The organism is Microbulbifer discodermiae, from assembly GCF_040742695.1.
Classification (GTDB): Bacteria; Pseudomonadota; Gammaproteobacteria; order Pseudomonadales; family Cellvibrionaceae; genus Microbulbifer.
Window position 1 is genome coordinate 1 of record NZ_JBFLAB010000035.1, and the last position, 14,881, is coordinate 14,881.

9 protein-coding genes are annotated in these 14,881 nt (G+C 51.3%); 7 read left to right on the forward strand and 2 right to left on the reverse strand.

All coding sequences use genetic code 11. The annotated features are described in order from the left end of the window. The 7 genes from AB1S50_RS12785 to AB1S50_RS12815 form a co-directional block, all read left to right on the forward strand. Positions 1-258, forward strand: a 258-nt coding sequence (locus AB1S50_RS12785) for a transposase (protein ID WP_367151150.1), incomplete at its 5' end; no start/stop codon positions are given. Positions 259-1,046: 788 nt separating this feature from the next. Then, complete coding sequence (locus AB1S50_RS12790) at positions 1,047-3,971, forward strand: TonB-dependent receptor domain-containing protein (RefSeq protein ID WP_367151151.1); 2,925 nt, start codon at positions 1,047-1,049, stop codon at positions 3,969-3,971. A 654-nt stretch (positions 3,972-4,625) separates the two neighbouring features. Continuing rightward, a complete protein-coding gene (locus tag AB1S50_RS12795; RefSeq protein ID WP_367151152.1) occupies positions 4,626-5,489 on the forward strand; it encodes a gluzincin family metallopeptidase in 864 nt (287 codons plus the stop codon). A 121-nt stretch (positions 5,490-5,610) separates the two neighbouring features. Then, a complete protein-coding gene (locus AB1S50_RS12800) occupies positions 5,611-6,474 on the forward strand; it encodes a M90 family metallopeptidase (RefSeq protein WP_367151153.1) in 864 nt (287 codons plus the stop codon). A gap of 514 nt (positions 6,475-6,988) precedes the next feature. After that, positions 6,989-7,681, forward strand: a complete 693-nt coding sequence (locus AB1S50_RS12805; RefSeq protein WP_367151154.1) for a hypothetical protein — start codon at positions 6,989-6,991, stop codon at positions 7,679-7,681. A gap of 28 nt (positions 7,682-7,709) precedes the next feature. Continuing rightward, positions 7,710-8,261 carry a hypothetical protein gene (locus AB1S50_RS12810; RefSeq protein ID WP_367151155.1) on the forward strand — a complete coding sequence of 184 codons (552 nt, stop codon included), beginning with the start codon at positions 7,710-7,712 and terminating at the stop codon, positions 8,259-8,261. A 334-nt stretch (positions 8,262-8,595) separates the two neighbouring features. Further along, on the forward strand, positions 8,596-9,036 hold the full coding sequence (locus tag AB1S50_RS12815; RefSeq protein WP_367151156.1) for a hypothetical protein: 441 nt from the start codon (positions 8,596-8,598) through the stop codon (positions 9,034-9,036). Positions 9,037-9,085: 49 nt separating this feature from the next. Here the strand turns inward: AB1S50_RS12815 and AB1S50_RS12820 are convergent, their stop codons facing one another. Next, positions 9,086-13,072, reverse strand: a complete 3,987-nt coding sequence (locus AB1S50_RS12820; RefSeq protein WP_367151157.1) for a translocation/assembly module TamB domain-containing protein — start codon at positions 13,070-13,072, stop codon at positions 9,086-9,088. Beyond that, positions 13,020-14,807 carry an autotransporter assembly complex protein TamA gene (locus tag AB1S50_RS12825; protein ID WP_367151158.1) on the reverse strand — a complete coding sequence of 596 codons (1,788 nt, stop codon included), beginning with the start codon at positions 14,805-14,807 and terminating at the stop codon, positions 13,020-13,022. Before AB1S50_RS12825 ends, AB1S50_RS12820 begins: the two co-directional genes overlap by 53 nt. Positions 14,808-14,881: the final 74 nt, after the last annotated feature.

Consider the following 14,881-nt stretch of genomic DNA (forward strand, 5'->3'; position numbering starts at 1 on the left):
GCCATGAATATGACGCCCCATGTTGCCCGGAATGACAATCGTATTGGAGGCTCTGCCATTGATGGTCGCACCAGCCGGCACGCTGGCTACCAGATCAGCCATCGGAGCAGAAAGCGGGTAGAAGAACCATTTGGCTGGGGTAAGACAATTGGTCTCATCAGGCAGATGAAAGTACGCGGTTTATCGAAAGTGAACAGTGTCTTTATGCTGACGATGATTGGCTGGAACCTGACTCGAATGAGGGCGTTACAGGGATAGTCCGTCTTGAAGGCGGGGAAAGCTCGCCACCAAGGCCCGTAAGGGTAAAAAATGGCCTTAAATCGTCTATTTGGACCGAGAATTGCGGATTCAAACGATTACCGTGTTTGAATCTGGCTGAAAATCAACAGCCTGCTAGGATTTATATAATGCTCAAAAGTTAACGATAATATCTGCGCCAATCTACACATGAAACGTACTCTGAACAGGGTAGGTTTATCAGCTTTAACACAGTGTCACGCAATACTAACGTACCAATAACTGGCCGCCTGCTTACAACCCACTCAACCGAAACTCCTACGATGATTCCAAGATCGAATTCCAACCACCATGATTATCAATAAGTGAAACACTTACCCTAATTTCTCACCTAACCAATGCCGGTATGAATTAGCCTAGATTAGCCGAAAATGTCGTGAAATTCCTCAATTGATGCTATTTTTAATTTGCGGCGAACCATCCCCAAACCATTAATTCACAAAAAAAATCTAGGCAACTATTTTACCCAATAAAATGGAAAAAGCGCCATACTACCGAAAAATGTCGTTAATTTCTTTCCCTCTTGAGCATTTTTGTATCTTCCAAAATAGAATCCAGTTTAAATTACCAGAATTGATAAATTTCATATCTTTTAGGATTGATTGATATTTATCTAATGAGGTGACTTGATTTCTTCCTATTGTAGTTTTACCGGGGGAGAGTGGCTGTATACAAACCAGCCGCTTGCAAAAATTCACCATTCTTCGTAGCAACCGAACATAAATATGATGATGAAGAGAGGATCCATAATGAAAAAGAACCTCATAGCAGTAGCCGTGAATGGAGCCATTGGTACCGCCGCCGCAGTATGGGTTCCTACCATGCCTGCGTTCGCGCAGGAAGACGCTTCCTTGGTAGAAGAAGTGATCGTTACCGGTTCACGCATAAAGCGAGCTGATCTCGAAAGTTCCAGTCCTGTCACAGTGTTAACCGCTGAAGAGATGCGAATTACCGGTCTTGTCGACGTCGGTGACCTGCTGCAGCGCTTACCTGCCATGTCTGGGTCACCCATTGGCACCACCACAAACAATGGTGGCAACGGTTCAGTTCAGATTGACTTGCGGGGTTTGGGCCCGGTGCGGACCTTGAACTTGGTAAATGGCAAACGAACAGTCGATGGTGGCGACTATCAGACTATTCCGGCCGTAATGATTGAGCGCGTTGAAATCCTGAAAGATGGTGCATCAGCTACTTATGGTGCCGATGCCGTGGCTGGCGTAGTTAACATCATCACCCGAAGTGACTTCGACGGCATAATGGTAGAAATTCAAAACGCAGATTCTTTTGAAGCCGACACCGGCGCGCAAGATAGTATTAGCTTTATTGCTGGCAAGTCGTTTGACGGCGGCAACGTAACTTTCGGTGCTGAATATGTTAAGCAGGAAGAGATCTACCAATCCGACACGCCATGGGATTTCTTTCAGAATTCTTATTTTATCTACCCAGATGCGCAAGCCTTTGAACAGGGAGGGCCAACAGCAGCCTTTGCAATAGGCTCCTCCCGCATTCCGGAGGGCCGTCTCACATCCGGCGAGCTTTTTCAGCGTAAAAACTCGGATGGTGAACTCCTGTTTCTGGACGCCGAGGGTAAGACCACTACCACTGATACCGGCATACCCGCATTTGCAAACCCTGTATGGATGAACCCTGGCGATGGCCTTGTTGCTTACGACGGTCGAACCTACAATTACGCTCCGGTCAACTATATTCAAACTCCTTATGAACGATTGAATATCTTTTCTCAAGTCAACTTCGACCTTGCCGAAAATCTCCAGTTTTACTCCGAGTTCCGCGCCAATCTGAGAACCTCAGCCCAGGAGCTGGCACCACAGCCTTATAATTCACCTTCCGATCCAGGATATAGCGGTTCATACATCCCTGTAGACCCAATCACCGGTAAGCCTTTGCGCGAAGTCAATATGGGCACATCCGACGACCCGGATTGGGTTTACACTGCTGACCAAACATTGGGGCAGGTAGTGGACCCAGTCCCCTACAATGGCATTTCCGAGGACAACTTTTACAACACTCTCGGCCAGCCAGTGATCGATGCTCGTCGCCGTATAGTCGAAAGTACTCGCCGGTTCGAGCAAAGTATTGTGCAGTTCCAGGCAATTGCAGGCCTGCAAGGTAGCTTTGCTGAGTGGGATTGGGAGGCATCTTACAACAAAGGCTTCCGCGAACGCGCCGATCAAGATTTCGGCCAGTTTTATGGACCCAACCTGTCCAAGGCCATGGGACCCTCTGCCGATCTCGATGGCGACGGCACACCAGAGTGTTATACCGACATCAACGATCCCGGCACTCTGATTCCCAACTGTGTGCCCCTGGACTTGTTCAGCGGTGCTGGCGGCATTACAGATGAAATGCTCGCCTATGTGGGAACCACTGCAGTGGACTCCATAACTGTCGAGCAGGATCAATTCAGCGCTTCCATATCTGGTGACCTGATGCAACTACCCGCTGGCGCATTGGGGGCTGCATTCGGTTACGAATACCGCCGTGAATATCTGGTTTTTGCCCCGGACTCCGCCAAGGTTGCTGGTGAAATCACCGGCAATAAGGGCGAGGGTACTGAAGGCGGCTACAGCAGTAACTCTATATTCGCAGAGTTTTTGGCTCCGCTGTACGACAATGGCAGCCAAAGTTTCGATATGTCTCTGGGCTTACGTTGGGACGACTACAGCACTTTTGGTAGCGATACTGTTTATCAATTGGGCTTGGAAGCGCAGCTAGTTGACAGTATAAAGTTTCGCGCCACTCAAGGTGAGGTATTCCGAGCTCCAAGCATAAATGAACTGTACGACGGGGAAAGTGATGCCTTCCCAGAGTACAGCGATCCATGTGCTATCGGTAACATCGATAGCTCTCCTTTCTGTGATCGTGTTGCGCCACAGCTAGACACCCAAGTTCTGACCAGAGTCGGCGGTAACCCGGAGTTGGATGCAGAAACTGGTGACACTTTCACTGCCGGCTTTGTAGTTACTCCGTCCCTTCCGGTTGGCGATCTATCCATCACACTGGACTATTGGAAAACCGAGATGGATAACTTGATCGATAATCTGGGCGCGCAGTTTATTTTGGATGACTGCTACAAAGACGGCAACCCTCAATCTTGTGCTCTGATCACTCGTCGCCCCGATTATAGTGTGAGACAGGTCAAGGACATCGGTTTTAATGTTGCTTCACTGACCGCGGAAGGTATTGATTTTGAAACCCGTTATGGCTTCGAAACGAATTTTGGCCGCTTTGAAACCTCCTTACTTTGGGTTCGACAATTAGAAAACCGCCGTACTCCCTTTGAAGGCGCTGCTACTGAAGAACAAGCTGGAACCTTAGCCGCCAACGGTAATCTCTATCCGGAGGACAAGTTAAATTACTCAGTAAATTGGTACTGGAACGACCTCAGTGTTTCTTACCTGGGCGAGTATGTTGGTGAAATTGATGCTAACGCTCAACTCATCGACTACATACAGAAAGTTGACTCGCAGTTGTACCATGATCTCGCCGCAGCTTATACTTTTCCGACTAACACACGAATCTCCTTAGGCGTGACCAACCTGACCAATGAGGAGCCTCCCTATATCGACGACGGCTTCAATGCAAGCACCGATCCATCGACTTACCGCCTCTTCGGCCGTTCCTATTATTTGCGTCTTTCCCAGGAATTTTGACCCCAGCGTTATTCGCAGATTACAATAGGCTTTGAAGGTGAAACCCACACTTCGGTGTGGGTTTTTCTTGGTCTCCATATTTTGTAAGACAAACCAAAGCGTGGAGATAAAATCTATATAATAGAAAATAAAATCTGGCCACACCAAAACCACAAATATTCCTTACGCTTGATATTCTATTTATGGATAAAATACCAGACACTTCAATCTACACGAGAACTAATTTACTTTTCTAACGTTGTGTATTTTAAGCTCTTGATCTCAAAATTACATAAATATATCCAACTAAAAACTAAGTCATAGACAAATAAGTATATTTATATCATCAACCAGGATAGTAGACTTCCGAAAGAAGTGGCGATGAAATTTACCAATAAAAATAATTATAGAATACGCATAATAAATCGAGCATGACTGCTGATTTAAAATAAGATCTGCGGTGCTTGATTACACATTAAAAAAGGTTATTTATCCTCAAAATTTTTAAAGAGATTTTGGTATCAGAAATCAGCTTATGTCTCAATTTTACTTTTATACAAAACTATATTAGTTTACGCTAGACATCAAACTGTTAGTCAGACCAATATAGTACTTCTACAACAGCTGCAGCCACTAGAGGTCCGTCAATCAATACCACTTTCCAGGAGCCACCTTGTGACTCGAAGCACAGTGCCTTTCCTGACTCACACCGACACCTATGCTATCAGTGTTAAGGCCTTTCTATTACTTTTCGCAATGGCTTTCACTCCATTAGCCAAAGCAGAGCTTGTCTGGCACTGGCAGGATCCGTTTGATGCCGCGGACAAGCAGAAGCTGACAAAGTGGATCGACCGCACCGTCACCGCGGTCGAACAGCAGGTGGGTCCCTACCCCTTTGACGTACACATATACTTTTATCGGCGCGCCGGTCGCGGCCAACCCGTGCCTTGGGCCAATACGCGCCGCGGCCGTGTACAGGGGGTCAATTTCTATGTGGACCCAAGCTTTTCTCTGCAGGACTTCCTCCGAGACTGGACCGCGCCCCACGAGTTGAGCCACCTGCTGATTCCCTACCTGGGCCGGCGCAATGCCTGGTTCGCTGAGGGCTTCGCCAGCTTCATGCAATACCAGGTGATGCAGCAAATGGGTGTATTGACAGAGGAACAGGCCCTGGCGAGATACAGGGTAAGGATCGAAAAAGCTGCCCGGGAATATCGTGAAAGCACTCAGCCGTTCGCACTGGCTGCACCGAAGCTGCAGCGAAGGAGGCAATATCCCACCATGTATTGGGGCGGGGCCGTCTACTTTTTACAGGCGGACAGGCTTTTACGCCAACGTGACGATTCCCTGCAGCGCGTGCTGGCAAGATACACCACCTGCTGTCGCACCCAAACCCGCGGGCTGGACCAGCTTGTCGCCCAACTGGACCGTATTTCCACCTCCACCCTATTCAGTAACCTGCTGCGTGACAATCGATCCCAACAGGGGTTTCCCAGGTTTCAGAACCTGTTTCCCGCGACGGAAACCGCTCAATTCTAAGCTTCCAGTGCCACTATTCACCTGCGGCAATACGCGTCTTTCGCCGTCTTTTAGGGTATTATTCCTGCAACAGAGTGTCCGCTGATATCAGACCACCAGCTTTTTTCGGGGGGCCACTGAAATGACCACCTTTCTGTTTATTGTCCTCGGCGCGGTCGCTCTTTGGGTATTGCCCTATTACTGGCGACTCTTGCGCCGGCGCCAGCTTCGCGGACGCCCGTTGAACTGCGACCAGGAGCGCTTTCTAGGTCAGAGCCTGCGTATCTACAAATCCCTTCCACTGACTATGCAGGCACAACTCAGGGGCGAAATGAGCCTCTTCCTGCAGCAGAAGGAATTTGTGGGTTGCGACGGCCTCGAGGTCAGCGAATATATGCGGATCGCAGTGGCAGCACACGCCTGCCTGCTGCTGTTGGGACGGGACACTCGCTGCTATCCGGATTTGTATACGGTACTGCTCTACCCGGACACCTATGTGGCCCGGGAAATCCACCGGCAGAACTATGTGGAGACAACCAGACACAGTGTGCGCGAAGGGGAGTCCCACTACCGGGGACCAGTGGTAATTTCCTGGCGGGATCTGGAGCAGGATCTCGCCCACCCGGAACTGGGACACAATGTCGCCCTGCATGAATTCGCCCACAAGCTCGATGAAGAGGACGGCTACTACGACGGACGACCACTGTTCGAATCCTCCGGCGAAGGCAGGGACTGGGCGGAAGTATTTGGAGCTGAATTCAGGCACTTGCGCCAGCAGCGGGATTCGGAGGGCTCTCAAAACACAGGCCCACGGGTTCTGGATCTCTATGGAGCTGAATCTCCAGCAGAATTTTTTGCTGTCGCCACAGAGGCATTTTTCGTCATACCGGCAGCTCTCAGCAGTCACCACTCGGCGCTCTACCGGGAACTACGGAATTTCTATCGGATTGACCCCGCTGTTCTGTATGATACCAACTCGCCAGCTCAACCAAAGATCGAGAAATAAATGGGAAAAGAGCGCAAAAATATGGTTTAAGCCTACAAGAGATATTTCTGCGCCAAATAATGCTAGCGCTATTTTATTTGTTTTGTGGTTGTTTTTCTTAGATTTCCTGGATAGGAACTCAAGGTATATCTTTGGTGCCTCCATAGTAACTTCCAAGCTAAATTAATACTCTTTGAGAATCCAGCCACAATCTCGATAATTCTTGACACTATAAACAACGCTTATAATTGACCCTCTATAATGAGCGATGCTAGCCTCCCCAGGCGGGTCAAAATACACACAAATGGAAAAAGAAGGAGCTCCACATAACCCTATAAATCGATAATACCGTTTAGCTGTTTGACATTTAATGAATTACAAACCAGTGCAATTTTGAACTATAAAATCTTTCCGGCGCCAGAAAAATCCTTAGATCAAGGCTCTAAGAAAAGAAGTATTAAACAACCAAAATACGACTGATTCCTGATTTAAAAAGCTGTTTCCAGGTAAAACATAAATATATTATGGAGAGCTTATGAACAGATTACTCTATCCATTGATCTTTATCACAGTGATTTTCACTTCACAATCACAAGCAGATAGCACGCCCTCTGAGTTTATTCATTTTCAAATTGGATTTGAAACTACCTTGAGTGACGAAAAAATAATAAAATTAATGCAATCAGCTAAAGCTAAACCCAGAGCATTGTTCATGTGGTCATCGGGAATTTCCGCAACTTACAGAAGCAATGACCCTATGGAACCTGCTGAATTCATTGATAAAGCAAGAAAGGAAACCAGTAGCTTCTACCGAAACGCCTTAAAATCAAATAAAATAAGATTGAAAGATTTTGCAGCTAAAAATAGTAAGAAAGAATTCCTGGAATCTGAGTCTCTACAAAAACAGGTACGCTCTCTTTTAAACATAAGAAATTCGCTAGAAAACTTTACCAGTACAATCGATAAGGGTTTACCTCTGATTTTTGCTATAGAGGTTAAGACACCAAAGGATAAAAGAGAAATCTTAGAAAAAAATCAATTAGTTAAAACATATAACAGTATCACTCATATAGAAAATAATAATTCTATGGGGGCCACCATACCTTATGCATACAAGGAAAAGCTAAATCTAAAACCAGAAAAATTAAGAAAGGAATATCAAGCTCCATTAGTTACAGGAGCCACAGCTGGTGAACTATACGATCTAATGATCGATCTAATCAATTAATTTTTAAAAATTATATAAGGAATTAATTATGCTTAGTTTATCACGCTATTTTCTTGGTAGTCTTTCAATATTTTCTATTTTATTTTATTGTCAAATTCCACATGCGTCCTACTATCCCTCAAGAGGAGACTTATACTATGACGGACGTTTTTATATGGACTCATATTTTTTATGGGACACTTCCGGGCCATGGTCTGTAAGTGACCCAGGTTATGAACATGATCTTAATGTCAGGGATCAAAATTTCTTTACTTCAACCTGTATAACGGCGACGAATTTACCCGATGGTTATGACGATTGCCCAACAGCTGGAGTTCTCGATCCCAACGGACCCGTTTTTAGCTTTGGCTCTTTTGATGCAAAAAAAATAAATAGTGGCTCTGTATATTTTGGCGCCTGGCAATTCTCTTCTCATGGCTCTGCTACCACCAGCCCTTTTATCTTAATGGGCCAAGAAAATGAAAACAGGTGTTTTGGCATTCCTACAATTTGGTGTATGTTTTCCACTCAAACAAAACAATTAATTACCGGATGGAATATGAACTGGGGAGGATACCCAACCGTTTTGGTGTGGAATTAACTGGCGTTAAAGGCTTCATCTTATTTGTCAGCTCAATTAGTCAGGCTGTTGAAAAAGTGTTTTTCAGCAGCCTGCTGTCCCGAACAGGGATGTTCGGGCCGCAAATCAAGCATGTAACTGCTTGATTTGTCGTGGAGGGTTTGCGGACATGCGCCGCTAACCCGGGTTGAGGAAAGCCAGGGAGGGCTTTTTCAACAACTTGTAGTATCCAGTGTCCGGCAATAGCCTATATTGAGAAAAACTACATACCATAGATACCGCGTGGATAATAGCCGATTTTGTAAGATATCGAATTTTCCATGCGGTAGCCTACTAAATTATGGTGGATTATACTGTGTCTTCACTATTCTCCAGGGTTTTACTAGTTATTGCTTTTATCACGCTCTTAGTAGCGCTCGGTCCTTGGGTTACAGAAATTTTTGTCAGCGATGATGTGTTCTCAACATCCCAAGAGGGCACAAAAAATGAAACTCTAATAAAGGCAAAAAGCCTGGCATTGATGTGCTTGGACAATCCTATTGAAAAAATATTAATTCAAAAAATTGTTTTGGTCTCGATCAAAGAATTTGACAACATCAATTCAAATGAAAATTCGCAAATAAATACAAGTTCATACCAAGGATCATCACTTACGCCATCGAATACGGAAACCTCAAATGACAATAAGTCAAATATTGCTGAATTTAAAGTTTATACGGTCTTTGCTATTCCGATTGCGAAAATACAAACAAATAGTATTGCCGGGGGACTTCCGGGTAGCTGCAAGAGGCTTTAATCCTTGTTTACCTGAACTACATCCTCGAAATTAATTGCTGTGAGAGGCATTAATAATCCTTTTTCCACTGCAGCTCAACACTGCCAGCCCCGCTTTCATTGTCATCTGCAGATTTAAATTGCAAATTGAGATTCGGCCTAAGCTCTATCTGCATTTTGGCTTTCCACGGTGTCAAAGGGTCGGTACTGCGCTGTAACTCCACATAGATGCGATTGGTGATGTATTTGCCCAGACTCAAAGCATATTGGTCACCATCATCCGTGTCCTCAGTCTGTATATCCAGCGTGTCCACACCCAGCAAGCGCCGCGTGCGTTCGACAGGGTCGAAAGCGACGCGGCCGCTTTTTAGCGTATTTATCGCGCTCACCAGGCGTAACGCCTGCAGGGGGGAAATATCTGTGAGGGACTTTCCAAACAGAAGCTGTGCGAAAATCTCATCCTGGGCGGCGGCAGGAGTTGAGCTAAAAGTAATATCCAGGTCGTCGGTGGTTCCGGAAATCTGGGCGATAATTTCCCCCTCGCTATACTCGTACCGCCCTTTGACAAAAATTGCCGCCTGGTTATTGTCAAACTGCACCTCACCCTCTTGCAGATCAAAGCGCTTACCCAACAAATCAAAGGTACCGCGCACTATTTGCAGGGATCCGGAAGCCGATGGCTCGGCCAGGGTGCCACTCACATCGACGCGGCCCTGGAGTGCAGAATCGAGCCCCAGCCCCCGAACATAGGACTGCTGGTCCAGCACCACTTCCACATCCAGGGCCACTCGCTGCAGCAGATGCGAAGCCGGTTTTAACTGCGGACCATCCGCTTCCACTTCCACTACATCGATTTCCGGGACGCTGCCGCCAAACAGCTGCTCCACCTGTACCGTCAGGGGCCGCAAAGTAAGCCGCCCCGCTAGCTCCGCATCGGTAGTGGTTCCCGTCAACAGCAGAATACCGGAAACCGAACCGCTTACGGCCGGCGTATCCAGCAACTCTGCCCGCTCGGTGCGCAGTTGAAAATCCAATATGGGCGCTCCTGCGGCGGGAAACCTGACCACCCCCACCAGATCCAGTTGACCCCTGGTGCCGGCGTCGGCCCTGGCCTGCTCGATACGCCACTCCGCCGGAGTCATTTCGGCCAGCAATTCGATGTTGCGCAGGCGGGTATTGCTGGGGCGGTGCTCATAGCCACCTCCGGTCAACTGCAGGCGCCCATCCAGTTCTGGGGCACGGAATGTGCCCTGTGCGGAAATATCGAAGCTGAACTGCCCCCGCATGGCGTGAATTTCAGGGTCGATAAACTCCGCCAGCACGGATAGATCCGCACTGCCGGCAGTTTTCATTTGCAATGGTGGCGCGGCCGCGCCCTGAGACTTAGGAGAGAACAACCTCTGTACCAGCGGCGTAAGCATCAGCTCCGCACTGGCATCCAGCGCCTGGCGCCCGCCGTGCTCAGCGTTGGCGGAGGCATGCAGATACTCGCCTTCAGTATGCCAGTTCACACTCACCTGCAGTGGACGCCGTGCCCCGGCCAATATCAACTCACCGTCCAGGCGGGGCCTTTGCGGACTGCCTTTGGCGCTGACCAAAAATGTGACCTGCCCCCCCTCACCGACAACGTAGGGCAAGTCCAGATCCTCCAATTGCGCGACCGCGCGAATTTCCAGGTCCAGTAGTCGTCGGTTGAGACTGCCCTGGGCGGAAAGCTGATTCCGCTCTGCCCACACAAGCTCCACCTGGTCCAGTTCCAGCAACCCCTGGCCATACTCTATATCGCCCTGGGCCCGCCAGTATTCTCCGCGGAAATCACCGGCCGCCATTAGATTTGCACTGACCTCCGGATTGGCCAGAGGGCCGGAAAAAGTAGCATCTACACTGATTTGCCCGTCCAGGGAAGGCGGCAGTTCCATTCCCGTCAGTTCGGCCAGTGAAACCGGCAGGTTGCGCGCCGCCAGGGTACCGCGGGCGAGCCCCGCGCCCGGCTCTATTTCACCGTCCATCTCCAACCACGCAGCGCCGCCCTGCCCCGGCTGCCGCCCTGCCCCGGCCAGTATCGCACCGCTTTCCGGGCCCGCTGGCACAGGGCTGTTCTGAGTTGAGGATTGCTTCGCCAGCGGCGAGCTGGAGTAGTTTCCCTGGTGGTTCAGCACTGGGAATTCGATCGGGTTGGTATCCAGATCCAGCCGAATATCCTGTAACTCTATTCGCTGCAGGTTGCCGGCAGTATTGCCCGTCAACAGGAAATGGTAGTCGCGGTAGGAACCGTGGGAGCTCAAGCGCGTGTCGATACGGGGGTTTTGCCAGGGGCCAAACACTTCCACCGCCGCATCCAGGTTCAGCACCATGCCCTCCGCGGCGCTCAACTGGAGTCGCGGCGCCGGGCGAAAGTCGGTCATACCCATATCCATCTGCAACTGCAAAGTCTTTTGCATCAGCGACACACTGCCACCGCCGGTAACCGTCAGGCCATCGGCCTGCAGTACAAACTCCGCCAGTTCAAGTTCACGGAAATCCCCTTCCAGATGGGCGTCAAGGGTGGCGGACACTTGTCGGTAACTGGGGTTGGCGGCGAGACTCAGGTCCAGTCGCGGGTTGTTCCAGGGCCCCTCGATCCGCACCAACAACTCTTCCACTTGCCCTTGCAGTTCGGTGGGCAGTCTCAACGCCTCGGTCGCAGGCAATGCGACCAGCAGCTGGCGCAGATCGTCCAGCGACATCTGCCGCACCTCGCCATTCAGGTCCAGTGTCCTGCCGGCGATATCCACGCTGCCCCCGGCGTCCACGCGGCTGGAGGCGAATTCCAGCATTGCCGATGAAAAATCAATCCGCTTGCCGAGGGTTTCCACTTGCCCCTGCAGTTTGAATGGGCGCTCTGCATATTGGCTTTGGAGATCCACAACGCCGGTGATATGTGGCGCAGCGGGTGTGCCGTCAAGTGTCAGGTCAGCGGTGAGCCAACCGCCGGTGAGAAGAGACTGCCAGGGCTGGGAAACAGCCACCGGCAACTTGTTGAGCTGGATATCCACCGCCAGACTGTCTTGTCCTATGCTGCCGCTGAGCTGGTGGCGACTGTCGTCGACCCGCAGTTGCAACCCGTCAGTGGAAATATTCCAGGGTGAATATTGCACTATGGCGTCCCCGGTCAACGCCACCTGATGACCCGCCAGGGGCATGGACAATTCCCCAACTTCCACCGAAAAACGATTTCCCTTCTCTCGCTGGAACAGCAGGCGTCCGCGCATGTCCAGCCCCTGCTCTGGCGACAGATGTAAACGACGGCCGGCAAAGCCGCCGGGTTTTTCCTTCAACCCCAGGCTCACAGCAAAGTCCCGCTCCCCCTGTGCTGTGCCCGATAGCAGCAGGTGTAAACCGGAGCCGTCCAGTGCCCGTACTTGCAGGTCCAGAGCGGCGCCCTCCCCCGGCCAGTGATAGCGGCCATTCAGGGACAGGGAAAAATCCGGCAGATCCGCGAAGCGGCTGTCACTCAGATGCAACCGGCCGATCTCCAGCCGCCCGAGGCGAACCGCCGGAAGCAGCCGGGGTTTTGCCGCAACTGGAGTGGGATCGGCAGCGGCCGCTTGCTCCCCATCCCCGGTGGTGGTGGGCTTTCTCACTCCGTCGCCATCCACCAGCAGCTCACCGGCACGGATGGACTTCACATCCAATTTGCGAGTAAACAGACCCACGGGATCAACATCCAGTGCCAGCTGACGCGCCTGTAACAGTGTCTTGTCGCCGCGCTTCAGGGTAACCGCCCCGAAGGACCACTGCCCCAGATGTGTACTGCCAATGGATTCGATCCGAATCCGCAGGTCCGGCAGCCATACCCGACTCAGTGTTAAGGCGCCGCGGACCAGGGATACCCGCCCGAATTCAGTGCCCAGCAGCAGAAACGCGCCCAGGAGAAAAATTGCGCACAGCCCCAGCCACCGCAGGGTTCTTCGGCTCCAGTACCGGGACCAACCGGCGGACACTGCGGTAAAGAAACGCCGCATCTCAGAATGCCTGCCCCAGGCTGACATACACCTGAAAGTCGTCGTCCAGGTCATCGCGCTTTTCCAGCGGGAAGGCGATGTCCAGGCGCAGCGGCGCGAAGGAGGTGATATAGCGCACTCCCACGCCGGTGCCCCAGAACAAGCTGGAGCCAAAACGCGGCGGAGGATCTTCGTAGGCGTTACCGCCGTCCAGAAAAAGGACTCCGCTCCAGGTATCGGTGAAGCGAAAACGCCCCTCCAGGGAAATTTCACTCAAGGCGCGACCGCCGATGGGATCGCTCAGGGTCGGCTCGCCACCCGGGCTGGCAGGCGGAATGAGTCGGCGGGGACCCAACGACTGGTAGGCATAGCCGCGCACTGAGCCACCGCCACCGGCGTAAAACCGCTCATCGGCAGGAACGTCCAAAGTGTCGATACCGGAAATAACACCCGCCTTGATGCGAAGCGCCAGGGTGGGCTCGAATTTTAAGTTATTACCGGTGATATAGCCGGTGAGCGCCAGGGTGTTTTTGACGAAGTTTGTACTCGACTGGCCCAGGTCTGCATAGGGGCGCACCTCCAGCGCCGCGGTGGCGCCCCGGCGGGCATCCAGCAGGTTGTCCGTGGTATCCAGCTTGAACCCCAAGGGCAAAGAGAGCAGGCTAAAATCCTCGGTGGCCTCCCCCTGCTCCTGCACCTGGCTGAATTTGAGTTCACCGCCAACGCTGACTGTGCGGTGCTTACTCAGTTTTCGCGACACAGTGGCGCCGAGCGTGAATGCATCAGCCTGGTAGGCGTCGCGATCTTCGGAGGACAGCTCTGCGGAAGCGGAAAAGCTCTGCCTGTCCCTAAAGAAGCGGGGCATAAGCAGCTGGCCCTGCAACGATTGCTGTACCGGGTTGGCCTTGCTCTCCACCTCGACCTTTTCACCGCGACCGAAGATGTTCCGGTGCTCCCAGCCGGCGGTCACACCGACACCCTCATCGGAGGTATATCCCACCCCCAGTCTGACAGTGCGGTGCCTGCGCTCGACCACTACAAACACAACATCCACCGTACCCTCGTAAGGAGCGGAAACCCGGCTGTTGGCACTGGAGATCAGATTGGTGCGCAGCAAACGCAACTGCGCCGCATTTAATTTTCTGCGACTGAAGCAGTCGCCGGGTTCGAGCTGTAATTTGCCTCTCAGAAAATCGGGGTTCACCGAAGTCAGCCCCTCTATGCGGACCTCTCCCAACCGCACTTCCGGACTCGGTGCCACACGATAGACCAGGCGGGCCCTGGCCTCACCCCTGATCAGGGTCGCCTGATAACTGACATCTATGTCCAGCAGGCAGGCGTGTTCACCCAGGTATTTTTCGATAACCTTAACCCCCTCCAGCACCTTACCCGCATCCAGCGGATCTCCAGGGCTCAGGGGCAGATTGCCGATACCCTCCCGATAGCGCTGGGGCATCTCCAGTTCGATACTCGTAATCAGGGTTTGGGGGCCGGGTGCCACCAGGTAGTCGATACCTCCACTGCTCACATAATCGCGCACACGGGCGTTGTAATAGCCGCGCGAGCGCAGCAGCTTGCCCAGGGTTCCGCGCTCATAGCGGGCGACATCGCGGGGATCGCGATAGCTTTGCAGCACACTGCTGCTGTTACGCTGGGCTTCCAGCTGCTCCCGCAACCAGTCCTGCAATTGGCGGTCACCCTCGACACGCAATTCAAACCGGGGCAACCGGTCAAAAAAAGGGATAGCTTGCGCCCACTGCAGGTACAACAGCGGGAATCCGGTAAAAAGGATATAAATCAGAAGGCGCAAGGCATCAGTCCGTTACATTGGCTTGCCGCAATTGCCACCGCTAAAGACGCGGCAGCGTACGATTGCATCCTGCA

Bases quoted from the DNA above. Each gene is read 5' to 3' on its own strand.
- AB1S50_RS12790 (WP_367151151.1), top strand. From the start codon at position 1,047: ATGAAAAAGAACCTCATAGCAGTAGCCGTGAATGGAGCCATTGGTACC.
- AB1S50_RS12800 (WP_367151153.1), top strand. From the start codon at position 5,611: ATGACCACCTTTCTGTTTATTGTCCTCGGCGCGGTCGCTCTTTGGGTA.
- AB1S50_RS12805 (WP_367151154.1), top strand. From the start codon at position 6,989: ATGAACAGATTACTCTATCCATTGATCTTTATCACAGTGATTTTCACT.
- AB1S50_RS12810 (WP_367151155.1), top strand. From the start codon at position 7,710: ATGCTTAGTTTATCACGCTATTTTCTTGGTAGTCTTTCAATATTTTCT.
- AB1S50_RS12820 (WP_367151157.1), bottom strand. From the start codon at position 13,072: ATGACCTGGACGACGACTTTCAGGTGTATGTCAGCCTGGGGCAGGCAT.